Raw genomic sequence first — 24,163 nt, forward strand, 5'->3', positions numbered from 1 at the left:
ATAAACCATAGCTCTTACGTCATATTTTGACAAACCAGCTTTCGAGTTTGTTATGTTTTAGTATTATCTATGCGAAAAATTACATAGGTATGCCAAAATAGGTGGGACATTTTACAGGTATTGCTTTAGGATTTCTATCATTAAGGAAGTCATTTATTAATGCTTAGTCGCATGGTACTGAAACGAGGCTAAACCCGCTGATTCTCTTAAGTGTTTTCGACAAAAGAATTTCAAACTCTTTCCTGAACATTTGAGTTTCTTCGTGAGAATCGAACTCCATCAATTTTCCTAATCGTTTATCAAAGCTCAGCTGCTTTTTGTAGCTCTCGTGTCCGTGTTGCATGTAAAGATGCTTGTTCAACAGAGGCGGTCTGCGTTTTTCATCTACATAATCAAAGAAGTCGATGTCTTGCTCTGCCATTTTGATTTTGATGCGCTCAACTAAGAATGGGACTGATTTTTCAAAGTCATCATAGGCTGTGAGTGTGAGCTTGCCTGAAGTGGTGTGAATTTTGATAAGGTCGATTTCTTCGTTTAGCTCACCATACATTTGCAAACCTGCGCCTACGTAAACGCGAAGAAGCAGGGGTAACTCATCAATAAAGTCTCGATGGAAAATCAGTGAATGGTTTTTGTTTAACAGGCTCGCAGGCAGTTTTGAATGTGCTTTTTCGCATTGAGAGTTAATCAACGCAGTATCGGCGATCGCAAACAGTAGTTCTGCGGCAAGGTTGAGCGCGGTTTTATAGTCTTCAAATAGAGCTTTGATGTCACGTTTGAGAGATTCAGGTTGTTGAGTGTAAGGCTTTCTTTTCTCAAACAAACCCATCGCGAAGTAAAGCAACAAATCTTCTTTGCGCCTTTTCTCTGCTTGCTCGAACTCTTTGGTGTTGTACATCTCTTGAAGCAGCGTAAATATCTTCTTATGAGAGCCTAGTAACTCGCGAACCTGTTCTGATTGTTCAAATTCATCATTTGCGGGCACTCGACCTAGCTCTAAACAAGTGTTCCAGAAGGCGTTAAATAGTTCTTGGTTCTGTGTGATAAGCAGTTTGGCTTTGTCTTTTGCTTCAACTGGTTCCGGAGAGGTGAGTTGTTGCCATTTGTGGTGGCGTTTATATTTGCTTTGTAGGTATTGCTGCTCTTCCAGTTTGTCTTTGAATATATAAAAAATACCGGGCGCGACGGTAATGGTATCTTCTTGCAAGCTTCGCTCGATGTAAGCTTTTATCTCAGATTGTGCGTAGTATTTTTGAAATGTGTTCCGTGAGGTGATTACCCCATCTTTATATGGCTTGAACTGAGCTATGTAGTTCTCATTTTCCAACATCACTGAAACCACTAAAAATTTCTCGGTAAGCTCCCATGCACCAAGTAACGCTTCTAGTCGCTCGTCTTGGTCTTCGATGACGTTCAGCACAAAGCCTAAGTTAACAATATCAGAGTTGATTTTATCGTTGTCGGGTTGGAAATTTGGGTCCCAGCCTAGTGCATCCAGTCCGTGTGCTTCCAGCTCTCTTAAGTCATCACCTCGACCGCAACCATAGTCAAAGATGGAGTAGGTGCCTTCTAAGTAGCCATGCTTAACGAGTGACTTCATCGGGGCTGAAAGTTCATGCCTAACAATCGCTGTTTTGTGTCTATCTATTCCTGACTCTTCAGGTTGAATAACGGCTGAACTACGAAATAACCGACCATCAACGAGCTCATAGCCATGACGTGTGATTACATTTTCCCATGAGCGTTTGAATCCAATCAGTCGACTGTTTTCATACAGACCCGCATTTTCACCTTCCTCGGTTAGCGAGGTAAAGTGTTGGTAATATTCACTGTCTGGCAGAACCATAGTCTCTTTGCGATGCAATATAGGTGGATTTTCTGAGTCTTCATAGCTTGTGATTTTATGGCTCAGTTTTGATAGGTCGACGTTTAAACTTTGTTTAAGAGCGGGGTAGGAGTCGGTATAAAAATCAGGATAGTGCAGTAGTGATAAGCGAAACTCTTTCTTAAATAGCTTAACGAGATTCCAGTTATTATCTGCAAGGCTTACTGCTTTTGCAACTGCGGGAATAAATTGCGAGAGAGTGGCGGGTAGAGCGTTAAATGCATCTCTGTGAAGATAAATCGCATCCGGTAACTGTTTACCCACTTTGATGTTTGCAACTAACTGTGCAAATAGCTCGTCGTTCATTCCCGATTCCTAGTAGTGTTTTACAGAATTATAAATCATCGAATAGGGTGCGTGTGGCACTACCTTTTGCACTTTTTGAATTAACTCGAACGCCATCACTGCGTCTTTTGCGAATTAGCGCAAAACGCGTACTTTCTGGACCGACACTGATATGTATTGGTTTATCCTTGCCATAAAAATAGAGTCTATCGAATTGAAGATTGGTACAGATAAATTTGGCAACTTTATCCATTTTGTTTTCGTAGCCTCTAATATAGAAATCACATGAAGCACCATCCCGCTTACAGATGCGATTCCCTCGACTGTTTAACTCCATTGCGGCGTGTTGATCAATCTCTGGAGCCATATCTCCGGGGCTATTCTGAAGGATATAGCGTAGTAATGGATGACTAGTAAATCCGTAAGTGATGGTTACCTCTCCGAGCTTGCTCTCAAGCGGTAACAGTATCTCTTGAATCAACTGACTTAGCATTGCCTTTGACGAGTTATTTGGCTGATTACTTAGTTGGTAGCTAGGATGTTTAGAACGATACCATCCCTCGAGACGTTCTCTCATTTTTATCTCCAGTAAATGGGAGCTCTATATGGGGTGCTTCGCTGCCACATAGCTTAAACGCTTTTCCCAGAGCTTTGGGTGGCATTATCGCGAGCAAAGTAAACCAATTCAAAGGGTTAACTGTAACGTGACAACTTTTATATCAGTGAAGAAGTATCATATCCAGCACAAGCATGACTCATTATATAGATCAATAAAGTAAATAAGAAAACAGCGAGTGTAACCTGTTAGCGTTTGTATCGATGTTCAAACTAAATTGCTCTTCATAAAGCAAGGAGGGGGGTAGTAAGCCGTAAAAATATAAACATGCACATCTGCAAATCTTGTGTAAAATGCGCCACCTTTTTTCGAATCGCTATATAGAACACTGATGAGATTCAAACTAACAGTAGTGCTGGTTGCAGTGGCAACATTGGCTGGTTGTGCTAACCCTGTAAATAAAGACTGGTTTGTTACCCAAGGCAGTAAGAGTGACGCAACGATTATGCTGGCTTATGACGAAGGCTTGTTTCAACAAGCGATTGTCGATGAGCAAGATGCCTTCACGATAGCCAAACAGGGCTGCAAAGCTTGGGGGTTTAAAAACGCCCAAAGTCTCGGCATACCACTTGAGCAATGTGCTCGCCGCGACAAACTATTTGGTTGTGTATCGACACGTTATACGCAAATTTATCAGTGCACTCACTGAGCATTTATGAGGGGCTAATCAGCCCCTTTTTTATATCTAGCGTATATAAAAACCAGCAATATAAGATAAATAAGTTAAATTTTTGTGCTGCTATCATTGATGCATAGTAAAGCGAAATATTAAAGATGAATGAGTATACTCCATTGATTTCAAGTTGCAGAATTCAGAGCCTGAACACTGGTTCGAATTTAAGCAAAGCTGCAAGGTGAAATATCCCTCTATTTTTGGAATTAATATCACATTTAAGTTAGTGGTTTTTATGTATAGGCGAGTTCGTTTTTTGAGCTAGAGGTGGCTCAATATTAAGCGATATTTATAAAATACTTGCTTTAAAAGTAATGATTGATAGAGATTCGCTGAAATCAGTGACTTTCCATTTGATAAAAAATATACAGTATAGCGTGCATAAAAAGTCACCATTAGTAAATCTTCCGCCTGTTTTAAGCATTTCCCTCCAGTTAAATATTCATCATATCTATTATTTATCATTTTGATAGAAATTATTGTTATAAAAATAGTAATGCTATTTCATATTAACCGTTATAGTGCCCGCGCTTTGTAACTATATGTTTCAAGGTGGAAAGTCTATTCATAATTAACAATGATCACTCTCGGGGGAGAGAAAATGTTAAATAATATATCAATTCGATACCTGGTTTTGCTGCCGGCTCTGTTGATGGGGATATGCCTTGCGTCAATGAGTGCGTTTTCGTTCTACAACATTAAAGATAATGTTGAGTCTTTAAACACCAATTTTGTGCAAGTCTTAGATGAAGAAGGATTGATCGCTAAAGTTATCGAAGATACTTATAAGATCCGTCTTATTCTTACCTCATCCTCTTTTGTTCATAATAATAACTATCGCAATGATGTTGATAACTGGCTAACGGGGATTACACAGAATATCAATTATTTGCGTCAAATTGATTCGATCAAAAACCATGCTGATGAAACGCTGAAGCAAATTAATCAATATGCCTACTTCGCTCAAAATTTATACGTTAAAAAAGGTGAGTACGAAAGCGGCGTATTGTCTCAAGCGGATTGGCAACGTTTTGATACAGAAGCGACTGCTGCGGGGAATAATATGGTCACGTCGGTGTTTAAGCTGAGTGATTTTATTAAAAAGTCCGCAGAGCAGCAGATCGAAACTTCTTATCAAAGCTTGGAACGTATGATCGTGATTAGCATTACGCTGTGCTTGACGGTGTTTGCAGTGATTAGTCTTGCGTCTTATTTGCTCTCTAAACAGATCGTAAAACCCATTATTAGTGCACAACAAAATATCAATCTACTCGCTAACGGAAATTTATCGGATATCGATTTAGATTGTAACGGTACGAATGAAGTGTTTGTGCTGAATAACGACTTGCAAAAATCTTGCATTAACCTCTCTTCAACAGTGCAAAGCCTTCTGACAGTCAGTGATGAAGTCGCAGCGGCATCGACGGAGCTATCAACGATCATGGAAGAAGCGGAGAATAATGCACACAAAGAAAATAACGAAGTTCTACTGGTCGCTTCTGCAATTAATGAGCTGTCTAGCACCGCAGATAATGTCCGTGACAACGCCGTTGCAGCGGATGAAAAATCGCGTGAAATTGAGGGCGTCACTGAAAAAGGGGTGATGATCTTTAATCAAAGTTTTGAAGCCAACAAAGATGTCAGCATTAGCTTGGCTGAAATGGCGGATATTGTTCTATCGGTTAAAAATCAATCAGATAAAATTAGCACAGTGATTGATGTTATTCGTTCAATCTCAGAGCAAACAAACTTGTTGGCATTGAATGCAGCGATTGAAGCCGCGCGAGCGGGTGAGTCGGGACGTGGTTTCGCGGTAGTTGCTGACGAAGTGCGTATGCTTGCCAAGAGAACGTCAGATTCAACGGCAGAAATTCAGTCCATTATTGAAGAGCTTCAGCAGCAGTCTGAAAAAGCGAACTTAAGTATGGATACATGCTTAAGCTTGGTGGAACGTAACCAAGAACTTGCGCAAGAAGTTAACTCTGCGCTGCAATCTATCGCAACGTCTATTTCAGAGATCACGGAAATCAACACGCTGGTGGCTACGGCGTCTGAAGAGCAATCTCAAGTGACGATGGAGTTGAACAGCAATATTAATAATATCTCTGAAATTATTAATATTAACGCGGCGGGTATTACTCAAAGTGTTAGCGCTTCTCGCCAACTCTCAGAATTGGCGGAATCACAGAAGCAACAGCTATCATTTTTCACCGTTAGTTAATTAACAAAAAGCGCAGAATATCTGTGCTTTTTTAACAATTCGAGATCTTGAAAACACTATTTCATTACCACTGAGACTATGCTTTGTGATAACAACTTAGCAGAGGGCATTGATATGAAATACAACCATATTCTCGTTGCATTAGATCTTTCGGATGAGAGTAAAATATTGATTGATAGAGCGGTGTTTCTGGCAAAAACTGTCGACGCGCAACTCTCGTTTATTCATGTCGATGGCAATATTGGCGAAGTCTATCCCGACCTGATTGATATTGCGGCTGAGCCTGAGCAGCGCCCGTTGAACTTACATGCTATGGAGTATCTGCATGAATTTCAGGACTACGTTGACTACCCTTTGCAACACTTCTTTGTTGGAACAGGGGATCTCGCCGCTAAGTTGAAGGGAGTCACTGAAGAGAATCAAGTGGATTTGATTATCTGTGGTCACCATCATGATTTTATCAGTCACTTTATTTCGTACTCTCGTCGACTACTGAACAAAGCCACCGTGGATATTTTGGTTGTACCGGTTTAACCAAGAACTTGAGAGAAGGGCGGGAGACGACACTCCCGCCTTTTTCGTTTATTAAACCTGCTCAAAGCGCGCATTAAAGAAGCGCAGCCATTTTGGTTCATAACTAAACTTAAGCCCTTTAATCGCTTCTCTTTGTTGGTGCAGTTGCACAATGTTATTGGCAATCATATCCATATGGGCATAGGTGTAGACTTGGCGAGGAATCGCTAGGCGTACCGTTTCTAAAATAGACTCATCACTGTTAGCAACGCTCGCTCCAGCAGAGACCACACCACGCTCCATCGCGCGAATTCCAGCTTCAATATAGAGGCTGGCCGTTAGGCTTTGCGCTGGCAATTGCTCAGCAGGCAGGTGCGCGCAGAAGCGATTCGCATCAAGGAAAACCGCGTGTCCACCGATGGGTTCAATCACAGGTACTCCTGAGGCTCTTAACTTCTCGCCTAGGTAACGGACTTGTTTTACGCGATGTTCGATATAGTCTTGCTCCATTGAATCACGCAGCGCCACCGCGATGGATTGTCGGATTCCACTAAGCATGGATTGAGTGTCTTGATCCATTGACATTGGCATACCCGAGTAGAGCATGATCATATCGGTTGCTTCTTCAAACAACAGCTCATCGTTAAGACACAGGATCCCGCCACTGCTGACTAAGCACTCTTTGTTGTTACCGTTAATCACGCAGCCATCTGCGTAGCTAAACATAGCCAGCAAGATCTCTTGAATGGATTTATCCGCGTAGCCTGGCTCTTGTTCTTGAATAAAGAAGGCATTTTCAATGCAGTGAGTCGCATCAAAGAAGACTTTTATCTGGTGTTGATCGGCAAGTTGACGAACTGCCTTCATGTTTTCAAGAGAAACTGGCTGTCCGCCGGCAAGATTGACTGTTGCCGCAATGCGAATATAGGCAATTTTATCCGCGCCTTTATCAGCGATCACCGCCTCGAGTTTGCTCAGGTCTAAGTTACCTTTAAATGGGATACTAAGCGCGGTGTTATAGGCTTCAGGGCGGATAACATCAATAAATGAACCACCTTGTCTTTCCATATGGAAGCGGTGCGATGCTGTGCACATGTTGCCTAATACTGACTGACCGCCAGAAATCGTTAAGCCAGCAAGAATACTCTCAGCCCCTTGGCCTCTGGTTGTCGGGATAACATGTTTAAAGCCAAATGAATTGCGAATGGTCTCTTCTAACTCGCACGTGGTGGTATTGGCGGAAGAAGACGGCTCTTTACGCATCATGCTTGCCCATTGTCTTGCATTGAGCGAGCTGGTGCCAGAGTCGGTCAGTAGGTCAAAATAGACGTCTTTGCTTTCAAGCAAAAAGGTATTGTAGCCAGCTTCCGCCATTTTTTGTGCGCGTGTTTCGCGATCACTTTTTGCTACGGGTTCTACCGCTTTAATACGGAATGGTTCTGCTGGGTAAATCATTACGAACTCTCCAATTTATTACTGCATTTTTGGAAATAATTTGGAGGGTATTTTCTATTTTGAACTGAGCGAAACAAGCTACGAGATCATGTATCACGAGATTGAGACGCGGAATATTGATGAACCTTGATCCCGGTCTCATTCCTTAGCGGCTTGGATGAGCGCTTGGCGTTGTCAATACGGGCAAACTGTACGCTATCACGGTCATCCCGTTACACCACCTCACTGATCCCTTTGATGACTTTACCAACCGCTTTAATCGCTTTACTCATTTTTCCTAGCATGCGGTTAACGTTAGCGATGTCTGTTTGGGCTTCTTTGGCGCTGTCGGTGGCCTCTTGCAGCGCTGAGAGTGCGTCGCTCAAATCGGTATCGCTGCCAGTGAGTGTGTCAGACAGCACTAATACCAACTGTCGCTGCAAACGCGAACGTTGCAACATCAGCATAGAAAATTGCGCCTGATCGTTGGCGATCACAGGCAGTACTTTGTTTAGCTCATTGATGGCATCAACAATACTTTGTCTTACTGTGGGCATGGTAAACTCCTTTTACTTAGCAGGCCTTGGGCATTGTTATGATTGGCAATGTAAGAAACCGTCTTCACCTTTAGTGATTTTGCCACTGCAACTCTCGATTAACTTTTTAAAACTGTTTAAGTCTTTGTAGTGCTTGTTGAGTTGCGATACCGACGCGACGATTTCTTTGCTGCTGAAACGGTCTTTATTTACCTGCGCGGTAATTTGGTGATGACTTTGGGCAATTTGTTCAAATGCATTAACCAGTTGCTTATCTTTTAGTGCCGCCGCTTGAATTTCGAGGTAGCGCTGATGAAATTCAGCAATGCTTTTTGCCGCTTTATCATGTTTTAGCGGCTTTTTAACCGAAGCTTGATTGTATTGAATTAAATCGTCAGTTAACGCTGAAAGCTCCATTGTTGCTTTGGTTTGATGCAGTTTAGAGCGATTCAGTTCGCTAACAATTATCGGTACCAGTTTAGTGATCACTCGATCGCCTTGGTTTATCACCTCTTTGAGCGCTGCTCGGCGTTTTTCTTCGGTAATGGCGGAGGCAAACCCCGCGACTGAGGTAGCAATTAAAGATTCGTTTTGCTCAAACTGCGCTTGTTTGCTGGCAATTATCGTCTCACGCTCGGCATGTTGTGCGTAGCTTAGTAACAGATAAGCGTCGTTAAGAGAGCTAACCGAGGAAGTTAATGTAAGTGCACTTTGCTGAATTTCGACTTTAGAAGAGACGTTCGCTAGGTCAGTGAGTGCTTTGGCATACTCCGCCAGTTGTCGATTGGCTTGCAGAATCAACATCTGCTTTCTTCGCTCTGGAGAGGCGGGGTCTACGATTGAGTCGAGGTCAGTTAGCCGTAGTGGAATATTGCACTCAGCCGGATTAACGATGATCTCTCCTTGAATAATTTGTGACGCGCTGCCCGCGCAGACTTGTTCTCGGGATTGGTCTAAGGTGAGATAGGCCAATGAATCAGCTTGGCTTTGCAGCGATAGCGAACTGAGTTCATCTAAGCTGATGTTGATCTCATCGGTGACGTGCCCAATTGAAAGCCCAAACTCGGCGATATTGGTAGTGGGTGTGGTGGAGCAGGCCGTTAGAACAAAAGCACCTGCTACGCTAAGCCATGTCGATTTCATCTTGCATTCCTTTGCCTCAAATGAGGGCTATTAGCTTACCCAATTCAGCAAGACGATTCATGACCAAACTCACACCCATCTACGTAGCCAAATGTAATTTCCTCTATGGTGCAAAGTTGAGGCAGCTAAGAGATAAAGTGCGAGTTTTTCTGCAGCTCAGGTTATTGAGTTGAAGGTTCACTTATCCGTATTTGCTCTTCAAGCCAACCAAGAAACAGTTGCAGTTTTTGAGATGGTGTAGGGTTGGCGCTAACGAGATAATATTTTTGCGCACAAGTTAGAGCAGTATCAGCAAACGGGGTTATCAGTTCACCTGTAAGTAAACGTTTTTTTATCAATGACAAGCGTCCCATGGCGATTCCCGCGTTGTTCATTGCGGCGATAACGGCTAAGTCTGAGCGGTCGAAAGAGATACAAGCAATATCATCAATATCCTCGATACCATGTTGTTGCGCCCATAAAGCCCATTCATCATGGTGTGAGTTGTAGTCCCATGCTTGATTATCATGCAATAAGGTCGCGTGATGAAGGTTTGTCGGATTATCAATAAGATCAAACTGCTGCGCATAGTGATGAGTGCACACAGGAACAATGCGTTCGCCCATCAGCTCTTTGTGCCACATCTTATCGGGCATGTGCTCATCAAAGTAAATTGCGGCGTCGATACCATAGCCTTGAAAGTTAATGTTCTCGTTACCGGTTAAAATTTTCAGCTCTATTAATGGGTATTGCTGCTTGAAAGAGTAGATTCGCGGTACTAGCCAGCACTGAGCAAATGAAGGTCGCGAATAGATAGTGAGTTCTCCAGAAATATCGCCACTACGAACATCCATCACCTCTTGATTTAACTCGTTTAACGTCCTTTTAAGCGCTAAATAAATACGCTCACCTTCTTGGGTTAAAGTGATTTTGCGATGTGAACGAACAAACAAAGCAATCCCCAGTTCATCTTCCAGTTTATTAATGCGGTGCGAAATGGCACTTGGCGTCATACAAAGCTCTTCTGCCGCGAGTGAAAAAGAGCAGTGGCGAGCTGCGACTTCAAACGTATGCAACTTAGAGAGTTGAAAGCTATTGATTCGTTGGTTGCGTGCAAAAATATTGTCTTTGGTATACATCAAACTAACTCAAGGTGAGGTTATGTCGCGGCATGGTAATGCTTTTGCGTGATTTGATGTCATCTAAGAGGGGTTTTATTGACGAATTCTGAGGTGAATCACGTTTTTGTTTTAATCTAGCTCATCTAAAGGTGAGTTTTGATCGTTTGTCAGCCTAGTCGAATGCTTGTTTAATTTATTGCAATTAAAACAACTATATAGGTCTGTACATGGAATCTAACCTCTGGGTCATTGCGACCCTCATAACCAGTATTTTGATGATCGTATTTGCGATCGTTAAATTCAAACTTCACCCGTTTTTAGCCCTGTTACTCGCCAGTTTTTATGTTGGTGGCATGATGGGCATGCAGCCACTAGAAATGGTGAGTGCGATTGAAAGTGGCATTGGCGGCACATTAGGCTTTTTGGCTGTGGTGATTGGGCTTGGCACCATCTTAGGTAAGATGATGGAAGTCTCAGGTGCGGCAGAGCGTATTGGTATCACCCTACAAAAGATTCGTTGGCTATCGCCGGAAGTGATCATGGTACTGATTGGCTTGGTTTGTGGTATTACACTGTTTGTTGAAGTTGGCGTGGTGCTGCTTATCCCTCTTGCATTTTCGATCGCTAAAAAGACCAACACTTCACTGCTTAATTTAGCGATTCCGCTATGTACTGCGCTGATGGCTGTGCACTGTATTGTGCCGCCACACCCAGCGGCTCTGTTTGTGACCAACGAGTTGGGCGCAGATATTGGTTCGGTCATTTTCTATGGTCTGTTGATTGGTTTAGTGGCATCGCTAGTGGGCGGCCCACTGTTCCTTAAAATAATGGGTAAGCGCCTGCCATTTAAAGCCGTGCCGGAAGAGTTTGTTTCACTCGAAGTGAAAGATGAGTCTCAGTTGCCTTCACTTGCTGCAACGCTATTTACCGTGCTGTTGCCAATCGCGCTGATGCTGATGAAAACCGCTGCTGAGCTTAACATGGAGCATGGTACGGCGCTCTACACCACACTTGAGTTTATCGGTAACCCTATCACCGCGATGTTTATTGCAGCCTTTGTTGCTTACTACATGCTAGGCATTAAGCAAAACATGGGTATGGAAGTGCTACTTGAGAAAACCGAAGGTGCGTTCTCTTCTATTGCCAATATCCTGCTGATCATCGGCGCCGGTGGTGCATTTAACGGTGTGCTTAAAGGCAGTGGTTTGGCTGACGTATTGGCACAATTGCTGTCGAATCTCGATATGCATCCTATTTTCTTAGCTTGGCTAGTGGCGATCATTTTGCACGCCGCGGTGGGCTCAGCAACGGTGGCTATGATGGGCGCAACGGCAATTGTTGCTCCGCTACTGCCGCTATATCCGAATGTCAGTCCAGAAATCATTACTCTGGCAATAGGTTCAGGCGCAATTGGTTGTACCATTGTAACCGATTCGCTCTTTTGGTTGGTTAAGCAGTATTGCGGCGCCACGATGTCTGAAATCTTTAAGTACTACACGACAGCGACTTTTATCGCGTCATTTGTTGCCCTTGCCGGCACGTTCCTTCTGTCGTACATGATTTAAACAAAGGTAGAGAATAATGACTACACATAACGTAACAGCACTTGTTGAAGAGTTTCCATTAGTAAAACAGCTGATTGGTTTAGAAGAGGTGGTGTGGTTTAACCCGAATATCACGTCACTAGAAGAAGGTCTACCTTATGTTGGCTTAGGCGCTGATAACATCCAAGACGCCAGTGAGCGGCTACAACGCTTTGCTCCTTACTTGGTTAAAGCATTCCCAGAAACAGCACCATCGCAAGGTATTATTGAATCTCAAGTGGTTGATATTGAGAAGATGAAGGGGCTGCTAGAAGCGCAATACAATACCAAGATTGCGGGTCGTTTGATGCTGAAAAAAGACAGCCACTTGCCTATTTCTGGCTCAATCAAAGCACGCGGCGGTATTTATGAAGTGCTGACACATGCTGAAAAACTAGCGATGGAAGCTGGCTTGCTGAGCAAAGAGGATGACTACAGCAAACTGTTTAGCGAAGAGTTCCGTGACTTCTTCAAACAATACAGCATTGCGGTTGGCTCAACCGGCAACCTTGGTATGTCGATTGGTATCATGAGTGCCAAACTGGGCTTCTCAGTCTCTGTGCATATGTCAGCCGATGCGCGTGAGTGGAAGAAGAACAAGCTGCGTTCGCATGGCGTCAACGTGGTGGAATACGAGCAAGATTACGGTGTGGCAGTCGAGCAGGGGCGTAAAGAAGCGGAGAAAGATCCTAACTGTTTCTTTATTGATGATGAAAACTCGCAGACGCTGTTCTTAGGCTACTCAGTTGCGGGTGAGCGTTTGAAGCAGCAGTTTACTGAGCAAGGCATCAAAGTCGATGCTGAGCACCCGCTGTTTGTTTACCTGCCATGTGGCGTTGGTGGTGGTCCTGGCGGTGTGGCATTTGGTTTGAAGATGGCATTTGGTGACCATGTACACTGTATCTTTGCTGAGCCAACGCATTCACCATGCATGCTACTTGGCGTTCACACTGGTTTGCATGATGAGATTGCGGTACAAGATTTGGGTATTGATAACATCACTGCTGCAGATGGTTTAGCGGTTGGTCGTGCGTCAGGCTTCGTGGGCCGTGCGATGGAGCGCTTACTAGATGGTTACTACACCATTACAGATGAGCGTATGTACCACCATCTTGGCGAGCTTAGTGAAGTGGAAGATATTCGTCTTGAGCCATCGGCGCTGGCTGGCATGTTGGGGGCAGTACATGTCTCAAACAACACGGAGTATCAAGCGCGCTTGGCTTTCACTGAAGAGAAGCTTGCTAACGCTACTCACCTCGTATGGGCAACGGGTGGCGGCATGGTGCCAGAAGCTGAAATGGCGGCGTACTTAGCAAAATCAGGTCGCTAGAATTGATGAACTAAGGGATACCAGTTGGTATCCCTTTTTGCTGCTACCGTGATAGACGTGCCATGTTTGCTCAAGCGCGAATTCATATCAACGCCTCAATGGTGGTCAAGGTGCAGTGCTAATTATTGATCAATGCCCAGACTCTCTGGGTATTTTTATTTCAATCGGAAATATGACCAATTCATAACCAAGCAATATCTATTAATATTTATATTTAAAAGCAATTAATTAATATTCTTTTTTCAATTAATCTCTGCTTGTTCATATTGTTAAATATAAATTGCAAATGTTATTAGTTTTCAATCTGACTTTAATTGTTTCCAATATGGATACAATACGCATCAGGTTATCAAATGTGCTTTTCTTAAGTTGCTGATTTTTAATTGTATGTTTTGGTTTGTTATATTTGGTTGAAGTAAAACATCACAGAAAATGAGGTTTTAAATTTAGGGGTAATTTAATAGTTATAGCGTGAATGTTAAATTTGTCTAAGATGTTGGGCATTACAAAGGTTATCGAATTTACGCACGTTTTGGGCGTAATAATTAAAGAAATAACTATAAGCCGATACCCAAACTGCTTGACGGTGTAGGCAGGCGACAAGTGAGCCAAACTCGACTCCTCGCTGAGCGAAATGATGAGATGTATGAGCTTGAGTCAACACTGCTGTCACTCCAAGTCGGACGGGTATAAGAGCGAACAAGGTCTTGGGACTTTGCCCGCTCAGTGACAACTGGAACAAAAGAATGCTAAATCTTATTATTTCCATCATCCCGATTGTGTTACTCATCTGGATGATGACCAAGAAAAACGCTTTACCGTCGCACATTGCACTACCTCTTACCGCGCTGCTTATTGGCCTGATTCAACTGTTTTACTTTGGTGCCGATAGTACCCACTTAATTGCCAATATCATCGCTGGCTCCCTTTCTGCTATTACCCCCATTTCTATTATTGCTGGCGCTATTCTCCTTAACCGAACTATCGCTATTACTGGTGCTGAAACCGTTATTCGCCATTGGTTGGAAAGCATCAGTCGCAATCAGGTAGCGCAACTGATGATCATTGGTTGGGCTTTCGCCTTTATGATTGAAGGCGCTTCGGGCTTTGGTACTCCTGCCGCGATCGCCGCGCCCATTTTGGTGGGTTTGGGCTTTCCTGCATTGCGCGTAGCGATGCTGGCGTTGGTGATGAACTCTGTGCCAGTGTCATTTGGCGCGGTAGGCACACCGACCTGGTTTGGTTTTGCCGGTTTGGGGCTAGGGGAGTCTGAGCTGCTGAATATTGGTCAGTATTCCGCAATACTGCATACCGTAGCCGCTTTTGTTATTCCATTGATAGCGCTTAGCTTTGTGGTTAATTGGCAGAGCATTAAACGCAACTTTGTCTTTATTCAATTAAGTGTACTCTCTTGTACCGTTCCCTATGTGCTATTTGCGCAGTGGAACTACGAGTTTCCTGCGTTGGTCGGTGGCGCTATCGGTCTTGGTATCTCAGTGGTATTGGCGCGCTATAACGTTGGTATGGAGAAGCGCGCTGAACAAGGGCAGCAGCAAACCACACCAGTCACGTTTGCTCAGGTGGTGAAAGCGATGAGCCCAACGTTGCTGCTAATCGCCATTCTGATTGTCACCCGTATCCAGCAACTTGGAATTAAAGCGCTGTTGACGGATGGAACACCGATGTTCTCAGTTCAGTTGGGTGGGCTAGGCGAGTTTAGCTTAAGTCACGCGCTGATCATCAAATTTGCTGACATCTTAGGTACCAATGCAGCGTGGTCATATAAGACACTTTACGTCCCTGCGCTAATTCCATTTATGCTGGTGGTATTTGTCTCGATTTTTATCTTCAGTATGTCTCGTTCGCAAGTGAAGCAAGTATTCACTGAGACGGGAAGTCGCATCAGAATTCCATTTATTGCCCTCGTGGGCGCGCTGATCATGGTTAAGTTTATGATGATGGGCGGTTCAAACTCTCCAATCATGACAACCGGACGAGCGTTTTCTGACCTGATGGGGACTAACTGGCAGTTCTTTGCCTCATACCTTGGTGCGCTTGGCGCTTTCTTCTCTGGTTCTGCGACGGTGTCAAACCTGACATTTGGTGGCATTCAACAAACTATTGCTCACAACGTCGGGTTGCCTGAACAGCTGGTGTTGGCTTTGCAATCTGTTGGTGGCGCTATGGGTAACATGGTCTGCATTAACAACATTATCGCAGTTTCTACCATTTTGGGTATTTCGAACCAAGAAGGGTACATCATCAAGCGTACTGTAGTGCCGATGATTCTGTATGGTGCAATCGTCGCGGTTGTGAGTTTGGCGCTGTAAGTAAAAAAATTGAAATGGTTAGCGCTCGAATTTACTCAGGGCGCTACGCTTAAATTAATAAATATATCTATAAAAATTCCTTAATCGGAGCAATGTTATGAAGGTAAATTTCTTTGTTACCTGTATCTGCGACACAGTAAAGTCTGAAGTTGCAAAGAAAACAGTTTTACTACTTGAAGAGCTCGGCTGCGAGATTCTATTCCCTAAAATGCAGGGCTGCTGCGGTCAACCTTCGCTAAATAGCGGCTATATCGAGCAAAGTAAGCCAGCGATGAAAAACTTGATTGAAGCGTTTGAGGGGAATGATTATCCCATCGTGACGCCTGCGGGCTCTTGCGCTGCGGCAATCAAAAAATACCCAGAATATCTAGCTGATGAACCACAGTGGGCGGCGCGGGCGCAAAATGTCGCTGACCGCTTGTATGAGCTTACTCAGTTTATCGTTAACCAATTGGGTGTCACGAACGTCGGTGCCCGTCTCAAAGGCCGCGCGGTTTATCATCCGTCATGCAGCTTAATCCGTAAGCTGGGTGTACGTGAAGAACCACTAGCATTGCTTGCGGCGGTAGAAGGCCTTGAAATGGTGCCGATTAAAAACCAAGAAACCTGCTGCGGTTTCGGCGGGACGTTCTCAGTCAAAATGGCTGAAATTTCGGGTGAGATGGTGAAAGAGAAGGTGCAGCACATCAGTGAGGTTGAACCGGACTTTTTGATTGGTGCGGATAGTAGTTGCCTCATCAATATCGGTGGACGCGTTTCTCGTGAAGGCAAGCCTGTCAAAGTGATGCACATCGTTGATGTGTTGTTAAGCCGATAGGAGTGACTGGATTATGTCGATGAAAACCAGCAATGAGAACTTCAAACAACGTATTGATGTTCACATGAAAGATGAGTTCATGCTTAAGTCGGTTGCCAATGCTCAAGAGCGCATGTTTGCCAATCGTCAAATTGCAGCGGACAAACTAGGTAACTGGGAACAGTGGCGTGAGATGGGGATGGATATCCGCAACCATGTGTTGGAGAACCTAGATTACTACCTACATCAACTGAGTGAGAAAGTGCTAGATAATGGTGGTCATGTTTTCTTTGCCAAGACTGCGCAGCAAGCTACGGATTATATTGAAGGTATTATCCAAGCAAAAAATGCTAAGAAGGTAGTGAAGTCGAAATCAATGGTGACTGAAGAGATTGGCCTTAACCAAATGATTCAGCGCAATGATTGTGAAGTGATTGAAACCGACCTAGGTGAGTATATTCTGCAAGTGGATGATTGCGATCCACCGTCACACATTGTTGTGCCTGCTTTACATAAAAACCGCACCCAGATTAAAGATATCTTTAAAGATAAGCTCAATTATCAAGGTAGTGACGACCCAGAGGAAATGACTCGCTTTGTGCGTAATCATATTCGTCACGATTTCTTAGAAGCGGACATTGGTATCACGGGTTGTAACTTTGCAGTCGCTGAATCAGGCACGATTGCATTAGTGACCAATGAAGGCAATGCTCGCTTAGCCACTAGCTTACCTAAAACGCACATTGCTGTAATGGGCATGGAGCGTATGGTGCCAACTTTTGAAGAGTTGGACATCGTGATTAGTTTGCTGTGTCGCAGTGCGGTAGGTTTACCATTGACCGGGTATGTGACAGCGTTGACTGGGCCAAGAGAAGATGACCAAGTTGACGGGCCGGAAGAGTTCCACTTGGTGATTGTTGATAATGGTCGCTCTGAAATCCTCGGCTCGGAATTTCGTGATATTTTACGCTGTGTGCGCTGCGCTGCCTGTGTGAATACCTGCCCAGCTTATCGCCATATTGGCGGTCAATCTTATGGCTCGATTTATTCGGGACCAATTGGCGCGGTGCTTTCTCCATTGCTCGGTGGTTACGATGATTTTAAAGAGCTGCCTTATGCCTGCAGCCTTTGTAAAGCATGTCATGATGTTTGCCCAGTGAAAATACCGCTATCCGATTTACTGCTTAAACATCGCGAAAAAATGGCGCAACAAGGTATTACACCGATGAGTGAACGTGCGGTAGTGAAAGGCTTTACCATTATCAACGCGACCCCAATGGTGTGGAATTTAGGCGTCAAAGTCGGTGCGGTGATGAGCAAAATGCTGATTAAGAACGGCAAAATGCCGTTGAATGTCGGTGCAATTGGTAAGTGGTCACACACTCGTGATCTCCCTCAGGCGGATGGTGAGTCATTCCGCAGTTGGTTTGAATCTCGAGATAAGAAATAGGAGTGATGGCGATGTCGAATACAGTTAACAGAGAACAGCGTTTACATAACCGCTCAGATTTTCTGGCCAATATTGCCCAGCAACTTGGTCGTGACAAACCACTCAACCAAGTGGAGCGTCCTGCGCTGCGCCATACCTGTCACAAAGAGGTGATGGCAAACTTTACTCAAGATGATCTTAAAAACGAACTGGTTCGTTACACCGAAACTTCACTCGGTGCGAAGGCGGTCGTCACGACGAAGGCAGAACTGGAAAACGCGCTAAAACAAGTGTGCTTTGATTACTGCCAAGATGACCAAGGCAATACCCTGGCGGGGGAAACGATTATCTCTGCTTCTCCTGCGTTGCTTGAACTGGTGTCTCCATCTGCGTTAGCTAACGATGAGCACCATGTTCATGTCTGGGATGCTGCTGCGGGATTTGCGGCGAACATTGCTATCGCAGAACGCGCAAAAGTGGGGATTGTCTGGGCAGAACAAGCCTTGGCGGAATCGGGCACTATGGTTTTATATAGCCAAGTGAATCAAGGGCGAGCAGTCAGTTTGTTGCCTGAAGCGTCAGTGTTTGTGGTGGCGAAAAGCCACTTAATGCCTCGCTTAACTCAAGCTACCGCGCTGTTGCATCAAAAAGCGAGCCAAGGCGAGCGAGTGCCATCTTGCGTTAACTTTATCTCCGGTCCTAGTTCGACTGCGGATATTGAATTGATCAAAGTTGTTGGTGTGCATGGCCCAGTGTTCGCTACTTACGTGATTATTGACGATATGTAGTGACGTGATGGTGTCACGCCACCATAGAATTAAGAGTTTGCTCGTTGGGAACACTGTGCCCTTCTCCCCCCGCATATTATGTGGCAAGGGCTAACAGGAAATAGAGCAACAAGGCACACCCTTTGGGCTGTGCCTTTTTTCGTTATATAATCGGCCTCATTCATACCGATTAATTGACTAGTCGTGAGAGCAGGGTATGCCACATATAGATGATCTGGTTCTATTTACTCAAGTGGTTGAGCATGGCTCGTTTAGCCAAGTTGCGCAGGCAAACCACATTACTAAATCTATGGTAAGTAAACGAGTGAGCAAGTTAGAGACCGATTTGGGGACACAGTTGCTCTATCGAACCACTCGTAAGCTTACACTGACCGAGGCGGGAGAAGTGCTGTACTATCGCGCCAAAGACATTAACGCTGCGGCTAAGGCGGCGTTCGATGCTGTTACGGGATACAACGAGAACCTCTCTGGTCACATTCGGATGTCAGTCCCCACTATTTCTGGTGAGCTGTTGCTTGCAGAAGCGATTTCAGATTTTTGCCAACAAAACCCCGGTTTAACGGTCGATATGGCGATGGAGAATGACTTTGTTGATCTTGTCGCTGACAATTACGATCTCGTCATTCGCACCGGTTATTTAGAAGACTCCAGCCTGATTGCTCGTTTTATTTTTAACTCCCACTGGGCGATATGCGCGTCCCCTGAGTACTTAGCAAAACATGGCACGCCTGATATGCCAACCGATTTGCGAAAGCACAATTGCTTAGGTTATACCCATCAAAGTGGTGGAACCTTTGACTGGCAGTTTAAAAACAACAGTGACGTCTACACGGTGAAGGTGAACGGTAACTTCTCTTCCAATAACGCCGCGGCACTGCGAAAGACAGCTTTGGCAGGCAATGGCTTGGCATACCTACCTATGTGTCTAATCTATGATGACATTCAACAGGGAAATCTGGTTGAGGTGCTTGCTCAACATAGTGCGAAAGTCGTGGGTGTCTATGCGGTTTACCCCTATACCAAGAAGCCCGCGAAACGTATCCAAGTTTTGATTGAACATATTCGGCAGCGTTATCTTTCTATGCAGGAGTGCTTTTAAGGATAAACCTCTTGTAATGAGGTGTATCGGTAGCTCAAGCCTCCATTAATCATTGAAAAAGTGAATAAAAAACGATCCACTTTTGCTGAAAATATGATTAAATAGAACAATGTACTGCAAATAGTGCAAATAACAATAATAAATCAATAGGATGAAAGTAGGTTAATGTTTTTCAATAAGAAAAAGGCCGTGGTTAAACCAACGTTTGCTGACAATTTGTACAAAGCAATCTTCAATAATACCGCCTATATAGAGTTTGATACCAATGGCAATATTCTGACAGCGAGTGACAAGTTCTTAAACTGCGTCGGATATAGCTTGGATGAAGTTAAAAATAAGCATCACCGCATGTTTTGTGATAGCCACTATACCCATAGCGCAGAATACGCGGATTTTTGGCGCTCTCTAGCAGCAGGAAAAGCCTTTGATGGCACGTTTACTCGCATCTGCAAAGATGGCAGCTATGTAATTTTATCAGCGACTTACATTCCCGTTATCGACGATCAAGGTCAGGTGGAGCGCGTGTTCAAGGTCGCCAATGACGTGACTAGCATGCACAAGACCGAAGCGCAGAAACAGAGTGTGATTGATGCACTTAACAAATCGATGGCCGTGATTGAATTTTCCATTGATGGGGAAGTGATCAGCGCCAACAAAAATTTCCTCTCTACCCTTAAATATCGTGAAAGCGAAATTGTGGGTCAGCACCATCGAATTTTCTGTTTTGATGAGTTTTACCGAGAAAATCCAGACTTTTGGAATGACCTAAGAGCTGGCAAACATAAGTCAGGGCAGTTCTTACGTAAAGATGCTTTTGGGCAGAATGTTTGGATTGAAGCTACGTATAACCCGATCTTTGATGAGCATGGTGAAGTCTCGAGTGTGATTAAGTTTGCCGCGGATGTGACCGATCAGGTAGAGCGCAATCTTGCCATTTCTCAAGCCGCGGAGGTGGCATACAGCACGTCGGTTGAAACCTCACAAATTGCGCTTGAAGGCTCAAAATTATTGCAAGAGTCGGTTGAGGTTTCGCAGGAAATTAGTGAAAAAGTAGCGGGCGCAGCGGCTAAAGTGGCCGATCTTAACCAACGTTCGCATAATATTTCTCAGATTGTCTCTACCATCAAAGGGATTGCCGAGCAAACCAACTTGCTGGCATTAAATGCGGCGATTGAAGCGGCACGAGCCGGAGAGCAGGGCAGAGGTTTTGCTGTGGTTGCCGATGAAGTGAGAAAGCTAGCGTCTCGCACCGCAGAATCGACGGCGGAAATCACCCATGTAGTTGATGAAAACCAAGATGTGACCACTGACATTACGACATTTATGCAAGAGGTCGCGTCGATTTCAGACCTTGGTAGCGCGAAGATGTCGGAAGTTTCGACCGTGATGGAAGAGATCTACCAAGGGGCGGAAAACGTCTCTAATACAGTGATGCGTTTAAACGAACAGAAGTTGGCTTAAGATAAAACAAAGCCTGTCGCGGTAGCTGGACGGGCTTTGATTGTATTGCTGACCGCTTGCCAATATTAGTGCTTTGGCTGCACGCCGTTGCGCACCATATCTTGGCCGGTTTTAAATACTTCTTCACTAACCCAGCGGCCGAGAATTAATTGGTGTTTGTCATCTAACACGGCGACAAAATGGCGACCATCGGCATTACTGGTTGCAAGTGCTACACCACCCACGTTTTGTAGACCTAGAATGCCACTTTCAACCGCGGTTAAAAAAGCCGCTAACTCGTCTAGGTTCTCAATTACACGTTCGTCTTTAATCATCTTTAAACTCTCTGATTGTTACTCGAGTATCGGTTCCACTCGAATGCTTGGGTAGCGCGTGCAGTTTGCGCTTAAATACGGTGTGCAGTACTTTACTCACCCTGCCACGCAAAATCTATCCCTAATCGACCTTAGAAGAGCAAGATCATCAATCAAGCGTGATGGCAAAGAACTCACAAGCATTTAAGCAATCTCCACAGCCAGTGCAAAGTTCAGCGTCGACGGTTGCAGCGCTACCAGCATTGACGGTGATCGCATTATGTTGGCACGTTTCAACACAAGATTGGCAATATTGAGCTAACTTGTCACTACAACGAAAGTTGATACTGGCTTTGAGCTTCTGGTGGGTTAAAGCGCCCGTGCGACAAGCTTGTACACATTGGTGGCAGTGGTCGCAATCTCCACTTAACACTGGGTAGCCAAGCTCAAGCGTGATGGCATTTGAGGGACAGGCTGAAACGCAGCGCGCGCACTGATCACACAGTTGTAAAAAGTGTACTTCTTCAAGTGCTTGCGGGGGACGCACAAAACCATCAGAAGGCTCATGATAAGTGGGGCGTAAGCGTTCAAACAAGGCGCGTCGTGAAGGATTAAGCTCAGTCATTATTTATACAACTTGATTGGTTCGATATTAAGCCCAATTTCTTCTTTGACTTGGTTGAGAAAGAGTGCGGCTAAGCTGGCTAAATCCGCATAGAATTGGCTGTCAGTATTGCTCGCAAGTAACTCAAGGTATCGGCTACTCCAAGGAAGTAAGTGTACCGATAGAAACTCAATCAAAGCGACTTGATTGCCTTCTTCAATTAGCAATGCCATTGCCCACATCATTAAACCAAAATGGTCGAGTGGTTGATTTTTGATCTCAAAATCGATCCCAACTCGATTAAGAAATTGATAGTACGCCGCAGTCGAGTCTCCCATCACCAAGTTATCACGATTTTGGTAGACCGACCCCCAAGGTGGCGCGAGTAGTGAGCCTTGGCCTTCAAATAGTAATGAAAAGTTATATTTAGTGGCTGAGTAGCGATGCTGCTCAAGTGATGTAATGAGATTATTGACGCTTTCTAACTCTTGCCATTGATAAGCGTGCGCCAGTGACTCAAGGCTATTGAGTGTTGCGAGGTTAATTTCTTCATCGGGTGCGTAATAAAATAGAGCGCCAAGAGCACGTGGTAGTATAGCTAAGTTATTCATTTTTAATACCAAACTAGGGGAGCCATGCTCCCCTTTATTAATTACATTCCGATATGCCAAAGCTCGAAGAAGCCAATTCGTCCCGCGATTTCAGAAGCGGCGACAAACACAACGGCTAAAGAGGCGAACTGCGTATTGCCTTTTTTCATCGAAGATAGGCTGACAATCGCAAGACCTGCGAACGCCAGTTTAAGCATCCAAAACAGTGCGTCCTCACCAAAGATGCTTGGTGAAGAGAGCCCAATGTTTCCGAAGTAACTCGGCATCAAAATGATACCAACCAGCAGGCTAATGAGCGCGGTGTACTTAAACAATCGACTGTCGCAAATGAAGAACACGATGGTCGCGCCCATGATCAGCGCCGTCAATACCATATAAATAGTGGTATAGATATTGTTCCATGCCGTTACACTTTCGATGGTGTAGATGGTTGGAATCGTGTGTACCAGCACGACACCGGCAAAGGTCGAAAACAAGCTGACTGCCTTGACAGTGTTACTGCCTTGGCGGAACTTCATGCAGACAATGGCCGCAAACAGTAAACCACCAAATAAGATGGTAGCGATGATTTCATTACTCATTGGCGATTGACCAATCGCGCCTAACGCGTTGAGTGCTCTCAACGGTTGACCTAGGTGAGTCAAAGAAGCAATACCACCTAAAGCCAGAGCAACGAACGCGCCCCACAATGCTTTCTCATGACCACTGCGCTCCACTTTGCCAATCAGAAAGCCAAAGGTAGAGAGCGTTACAATGCCGACAGCGGTTTGTGCCAGAAAGGTAAAAAAGACCAAAGATAGTTCATGCATTACTTCACCTCCGATGGATTTTGCAGCTCACCTACGTTGGCGGTGTTGGCAACGGCATTGTTGTGCGTGCGAACGATAAGGTTCGGACTGGTGATGCGAGAGTCTGGTAACGGTGCAACATCGCACTGATGACCATACTTGGCGCGTAGCTCGTTGATATCACCAAATTCGATTGCGCGCTGCGGGCATGAGTCAACACAGACGGGGTTTAGTCCTTGTTGCAAGCGGTCTAAACAGCCATCACACTTAGACATGACTTTTTTCTCTTTGTCGTACTGTGGCGCACCGTATGGACAGCGCATTGCGCAGTATCGACAGCCAATGCATTTATCTTGGTCAACTAACACTAGACCATTGTCTTCACGTTTATGCATCGCTTGAGTTGGACAGCCTGCGACACAAATTGGGTCGTCACAGTGGTTACAAGCTACCGAAAGGTAGTAAGCAAAGGTTTGATGAGTCCATGCGCCATCTTGGTCTTTTGCCCATGACCCACCACCATACTCATAAACTCGACGAAATTTCCGACCAACATCAATGTCGTTTTTGTCTTTGCAACTCACTTGGCAAGTCTTGCAACCTGAGCAGCGAGATGAATCAATATAAAAGCCTAATTGTTTCATT

Annotated in this window: 22 protein-coding genes; 11 read left to right on the plus strand and 11 right to left on the minus strand. The window is 44.6% G+C overall.

Going from position 1 to position 24,163, the window contains the following annotated elements; translation table 11 throughout:
- Nucleotides 1-163 precede the first annotated feature (163 nt).
- Both GZK95_RS05180 and GZK95_RS05185 read right to left on the minus strand, forming a co-directional pair.
- A complete protein-coding gene (locus GZK95_RS05180) occupies nt 164-2,191 on the minus strand; it encodes a DNA phosphorothioation-associated putative methyltransferase (protein WP_075713417.1) in 2,028 nt (675 codons plus the stop codon).
- A gap of 28 nt (nt 2,192-2,219) precedes the next feature.
- Nucleotides 2,220-2,747, minus strand: coding sequence for a hypothetical protein (locus GZK95_RS05185; RefSeq protein WP_151148862.1), 528 nt, complete (start codon nt 2,745-2,747; stop codon nt 2,220-2,222).
- 370 nt (nt 2,748-3,117) lie between these two features.
- Here GZK95_RS05185 and yecR point away from each other — a divergent pair, with 370 nt between their 5' ends.
- The 3 genes from yecR to GZK95_RS05200 all read left to right on the plus strand — a co-directional run bounded on the left by yecR (nt 3,118) and on the right by GZK95_RS05200 (nt 6,214).
- Nucleotides 3,118-3,435 (plus strand): YecR family lipoprotein, encoded by a 318-nt coding sequence (gene yecR, locus GZK95_RS05190; protein WP_075714434.1) that lies wholly within the window; start codon nt 3,118-3,120, stop codon nt 3,433-3,435.
- Between the two features lie 625 nt (nt 3,436-4,060).
- Nucleotides 4,061-5,680 carry a methyl-accepting chemotaxis protein gene (locus tag GZK95_RS05195; RefSeq protein WP_075709210.1) on the plus strand — a complete coding sequence of 540 codons (1,620 nt, stop codon included), beginning with the start codon at nt 4,061-4,063 and terminating at the stop codon, nt 5,678-5,680.
- Between the two features lie 114 nt (nt 5,681-5,794).
- Entirely contained in the window at nt 5,795-6,214 is a 420-nt protein-coding gene (locus GZK95_RS05200; protein WP_075709659.1) for a universal stress protein, read from the plus strand.
- Between the two features lie 51 nt (nt 6,215-6,265).
- On the opposite strand, the gene GZK95_RS05205 is transcribed toward GZK95_RS05200, so the two are convergent.
- From GZK95_RS05205 to dsdC, 4 genes are all read right to left on the minus strand, one after another.
- Nucleotides 6,266-7,648, minus strand: coding sequence for a tryptophanase (locus tag GZK95_RS05205; protein ID WP_075716195.1), 1,383 nt, complete (start codon nt 7,646-7,648; stop codon nt 6,266-6,268).
- A gap of 212 nt (nt 7,649-7,860) precedes the next feature.
- Nucleotides 7,861-8,184 carry a hypothetical protein gene (locus GZK95_RS05210; RefSeq protein WP_075716196.1) on the minus strand — a complete coding sequence of 108 codons (324 nt, stop codon included), beginning with the start codon at nt 8,182-8,184 and terminating at the stop codon, nt 7,861-7,863.
- Between the two features lie 36 nt (nt 8,185-8,220).
- The gene (locus GZK95_RS05215; protein ID WP_075716197.1) at nt 8,221-9,306 is read right to left on the minus strand and encodes a hypothetical protein; all 1,086 of its coding nucleotides are present in this window, start codon (nt 9,304-9,306) and stop codon (nt 8,221-8,223) included.
- Between the two features lie 161 nt (nt 9,307-9,467).
- Nucleotides 9,468-10,424, minus strand: coding sequence for a DNA-binding transcriptional regulator DsdC (dsdC, locus tag GZK95_RS05220; protein WP_075709214.1), 957 nt, complete (start codon nt 10,422-10,424; stop codon nt 9,468-9,470).
- Nucleotides 10,425-10,633: 209 nt separating this feature from the next.
- Here dsdC and dsdX point away from each other — a divergent pair, with 209 nt between their 5' ends.
- From dsdX to GZK95_RS22385, 8 genes are all read left to right on the plus strand, one after another.
- On the plus strand, nt 10,634-11,971 hold the full coding sequence (gene dsdX / locus GZK95_RS05225; protein WP_075709215.1) for a D-serine transporter DsdX: 1,338 nt from the start codon (nt 10,634-10,636) through the stop codon (nt 11,969-11,971).
- 16 nt (nt 11,972-11,987) lie between these two features.
- The gene (locus GZK95_RS05230; RefSeq protein WP_075716198.1) at nt 11,988-13,319 is read left to right on the plus strand and encodes a D-serine ammonia-lyase; all 1,332 of its coding nucleotides are present in this window, start codon (nt 11,988-11,990) and stop codon (nt 13,317-13,319) included.
- A 746-nt stretch (nt 13,320-14,065) separates the two neighbouring features.
- Nucleotides 14,066-15,649, plus strand: a complete 1,584-nt coding sequence (locus tag GZK95_RS05235; RefSeq protein WP_075716199.1) for an L-lactate permease — start codon at nt 14,066-14,068, stop codon at nt 15,647-15,649.
- A 97-nt stretch (nt 15,650-15,746) separates the two neighbouring features.
- Entirely contained in the window at nt 15,747-16,466 is a 720-nt protein-coding gene (locus GZK95_RS05240) for a (Fe-S)-binding protein (RefSeq protein WP_075716200.1), read from the plus strand.
- Nucleotides 16,467-16,479: 13 nt separating this feature from the next.
- The gene (locus tag GZK95_RS05245; protein WP_075709219.1) at nt 16,480-17,895 is read left to right on the plus strand and encodes a LutB/LldF family L-lactate oxidation iron-sulfur protein; all 1,416 of its coding nucleotides are present in this window, start codon (nt 16,480-16,482) and stop codon (nt 17,893-17,895) included.
- A gap of 11 nt (nt 17,896-17,906) precedes the next feature.
- Nucleotides 17,907-18,662, plus strand: a complete 756-nt coding sequence (locus tag GZK95_RS05250) for a LutC/YkgG family protein (RefSeq protein WP_075709220.1) — start codon at nt 17,907-17,909, stop codon at nt 18,660-18,662.
- 196 nt (nt 18,663-18,858) lie between these two features.
- The gene (locus GZK95_RS05255) at nt 18,859-19,761 is read left to right on the plus strand and encodes a LysR family transcriptional regulator (RefSeq protein WP_075716201.1); all 903 of its coding nucleotides are present in this window, start codon (nt 18,859-18,861) and stop codon (nt 19,759-19,761) included.
- Between the two features lie 165 nt (nt 19,762-19,926).
- Nucleotides 19,927-21,222: a methyl-accepting chemotaxis protein gene (locus GZK95_RS22385; protein ID WP_075716202.1), complete on the plus strand. Its 1,296-nt coding sequence runs from the start codon at nt 19,927-19,929 to the stop codon at nt 21,220-21,222.
- A 65-nt stretch (nt 21,223-21,287) separates the two neighbouring features.
- Here the strand turns inward: GZK95_RS22385 and GZK95_RS05265 are convergent, their stop codons facing one another.
- The 5 genes from GZK95_RS05265 to GZK95_RS05285 all read right to left on the minus strand — a co-directional run bounded on the left by GZK95_RS05265 (nt 21,288) and on the right by GZK95_RS05285 (nt 24,162).
- A complete protein-coding gene (locus tag GZK95_RS05265) occupies nt 21,288-21,536 on the minus strand; it encodes a hypothetical protein (protein ID WP_075709223.1) in 249 nt (82 codons plus the stop codon).
- Between the two features lie 148 nt (nt 21,537-21,684).
- Nucleotides 21,685-22,140: a 4Fe-4S binding protein gene (locus tag GZK95_RS05270; RefSeq protein ID WP_075716203.1), complete on the minus strand. Its 456-nt coding sequence runs from the start codon at nt 22,138-22,140 to the stop codon at nt 21,685-21,687.
- Entirely contained in the window at nt 22,140-22,730 is a 591-nt protein-coding gene (locus GZK95_RS05275; protein ID WP_075709225.1) for a TorD/DmsD family molecular chaperone, read from the minus strand. The genes GZK95_RS05270 and GZK95_RS05275 overlap by 1 nt, the downstream gene beginning before the upstream one ends.
- 41 nt (nt 22,731-22,771) lie before the next feature.
- Nucleotides 22,772-23,539, minus strand: coding sequence for a dimethyl sulfoxide reductase anchor subunit family protein (locus GZK95_RS05280; protein WP_075716204.1), 768 nt, complete (start codon nt 23,537-23,539; stop codon nt 22,772-22,774).
- The gene (locus GZK95_RS05285; protein ID WP_075709227.1) at nt 23,539-24,162 is read right to left on the minus strand and encodes a DMSO/selenate family reductase complex B subunit; all 624 of its coding nucleotides are present in this window, start codon (nt 24,160-24,162) and stop codon (nt 23,539-23,541) included. The genes GZK95_RS05280 and GZK95_RS05285 overlap by 1 nt, the downstream gene beginning before the upstream one ends.
- Nucleotide 24,163: the final 1 nt, after the last annotated feature.

Source organism: Vibrio panuliri (genome assembly GCF_009938205.1).
Classification (GTDB): domain Bacteria; phylum Pseudomonadota; class Gammaproteobacteria; order Enterobacterales; family Vibrionaceae; genus Vibrio; species Vibrio panuliri.

Coding starts and splice junctions, on each gene's coding strand:
- yecR (WP_075714434.1), top strand. CDS start 3,118: ATGAGATTCAAACTAACAGTAGTGCTGGTTGCAGTGGCAACATTGGCT.
- GZK95_RS05250 (WP_075709220.1), top strand. CDS start 17,907: ATGTCGAATACAGTTAACAGAGAACAGCGTTTACATAACCGCTCAGAT.
- dsdX (WP_075709215.1), top strand. CDS start 10,634: ATGGAATCTAACCTCTGGGTCATTGCGACCCTCATAACCAGTATTTTG.
- GZK95_RS05205 (WP_075716195.1), bottom strand. CDS start 7,648: ATGATTTACCCAGCAGAACCATTCCGTATTAAAGCGGTAGAACCCGTA.
- GZK95_RS05195 (WP_075709210.1), top strand. CDS start 4,061: ATGTTAAATAATATATCAATTCGATACCTGGTTTTGCTGCCGGCTCTG.
- GZK95_RS05235 (WP_075716199.1), top strand. CDS start 14,066: ATGCTAAATCTTATTATTTCCATCATCCCGATTGTGTTACTCATCTGG.
- GZK95_RS05200 (WP_075709659.1), top strand. CDS start 5,795: ATGAAATACAACCATATTCTCGTTGCATTAGATCTTTCGGATGAGAGT.
- GZK95_RS05270 (WP_075716203.1), bottom strand. CDS start 22,140: ATGACTGAGCTTAATCCTTCACGACGCGCCTTGTTTGAACGCTTACGC.
- dsdC (WP_075709214.1), bottom strand. CDS start 10,424: ATGTATACCAAAGACAATATTTTTGCACGCAACCAACGAATCAATAGC.
- GZK95_RS05245 (WP_075709219.1), top strand. CDS start 16,480: ATGTCGATGAAAACCAGCAATGAGAACTTCAAACAACGTATTGATGTT.
- GZK95_RS05275 (WP_075709225.1), bottom strand. CDS start 22,730: ATGAATAACTTAGCTATACTACCACGTGCTCTTGGCGCTCTATTTTAT.
- GZK95_RS05180 (WP_075713417.1), bottom strand. CDS start 2,191: ATGAACGACGAGCTATTTGCACAGTTAGTTGCAAACATCAAAGTGGGT.
- GZK95_RS05280 (WP_075716204.1), bottom strand. CDS start 23,539: ATGCATGAACTATCTTTGGTCTTTTTTACCTTTCTGGCACAAACCGCT.
- GZK95_RS05185 (WP_151148862.1), bottom strand. CDS start 2,747: ATGAGAGAACGTCTCGAGGGATGGTATCGTTCTAAACATCCTAGCTAC.
- GZK95_RS05240 (WP_075716200.1), top strand. CDS start 15,747: ATGAAGGTAAATTTCTTTGTTACCTGTATCTGCGACACAGTAAAGTCT.
- GZK95_RS05255 (WP_075716201.1), top strand. CDS start 18,859: ATGCCACATATAGATGATCTGGTTCTATTTACTCAAGTGGTTGAGCAT.
- GZK95_RS05285 (WP_075709227.1), bottom strand. CDS start 24,162: ATGAAACAATTAGGCTTTTATATTGATTCATCTCGCTGCTCAGGTTGC.
- GZK95_RS05210 (WP_075716196.1), bottom strand. CDS start 8,184: ATGCCCACAGTAAGACAAAGTATTGTTGATGCCATCAATGAGCTAAAC.
- GZK95_RS05215 (WP_075716197.1), bottom strand. CDS start 9,306: ATGAAATCGACATGGCTTAGCGTAGCAGGTGCTTTTGTTCTAACGGCC.
- GZK95_RS05265 (WP_075709223.1), bottom strand. CDS start 21,536: ATGATTAAAGACGAACGTGTAATTGAGAACCTAGACGAGTTAGCGGCT.
- GZK95_RS22385 (WP_075716202.1), top strand. CDS start 19,927: ATGTTTTTCAATAAGAAAAAGGCCGTGGTTAAACCAACGTTTGCTGAC.
- GZK95_RS05230 (WP_075716198.1), top strand. CDS start 11,988: ATGACTACACATAACGTAACAGCACTTGTTGAAGAGTTTCCATTAGTA.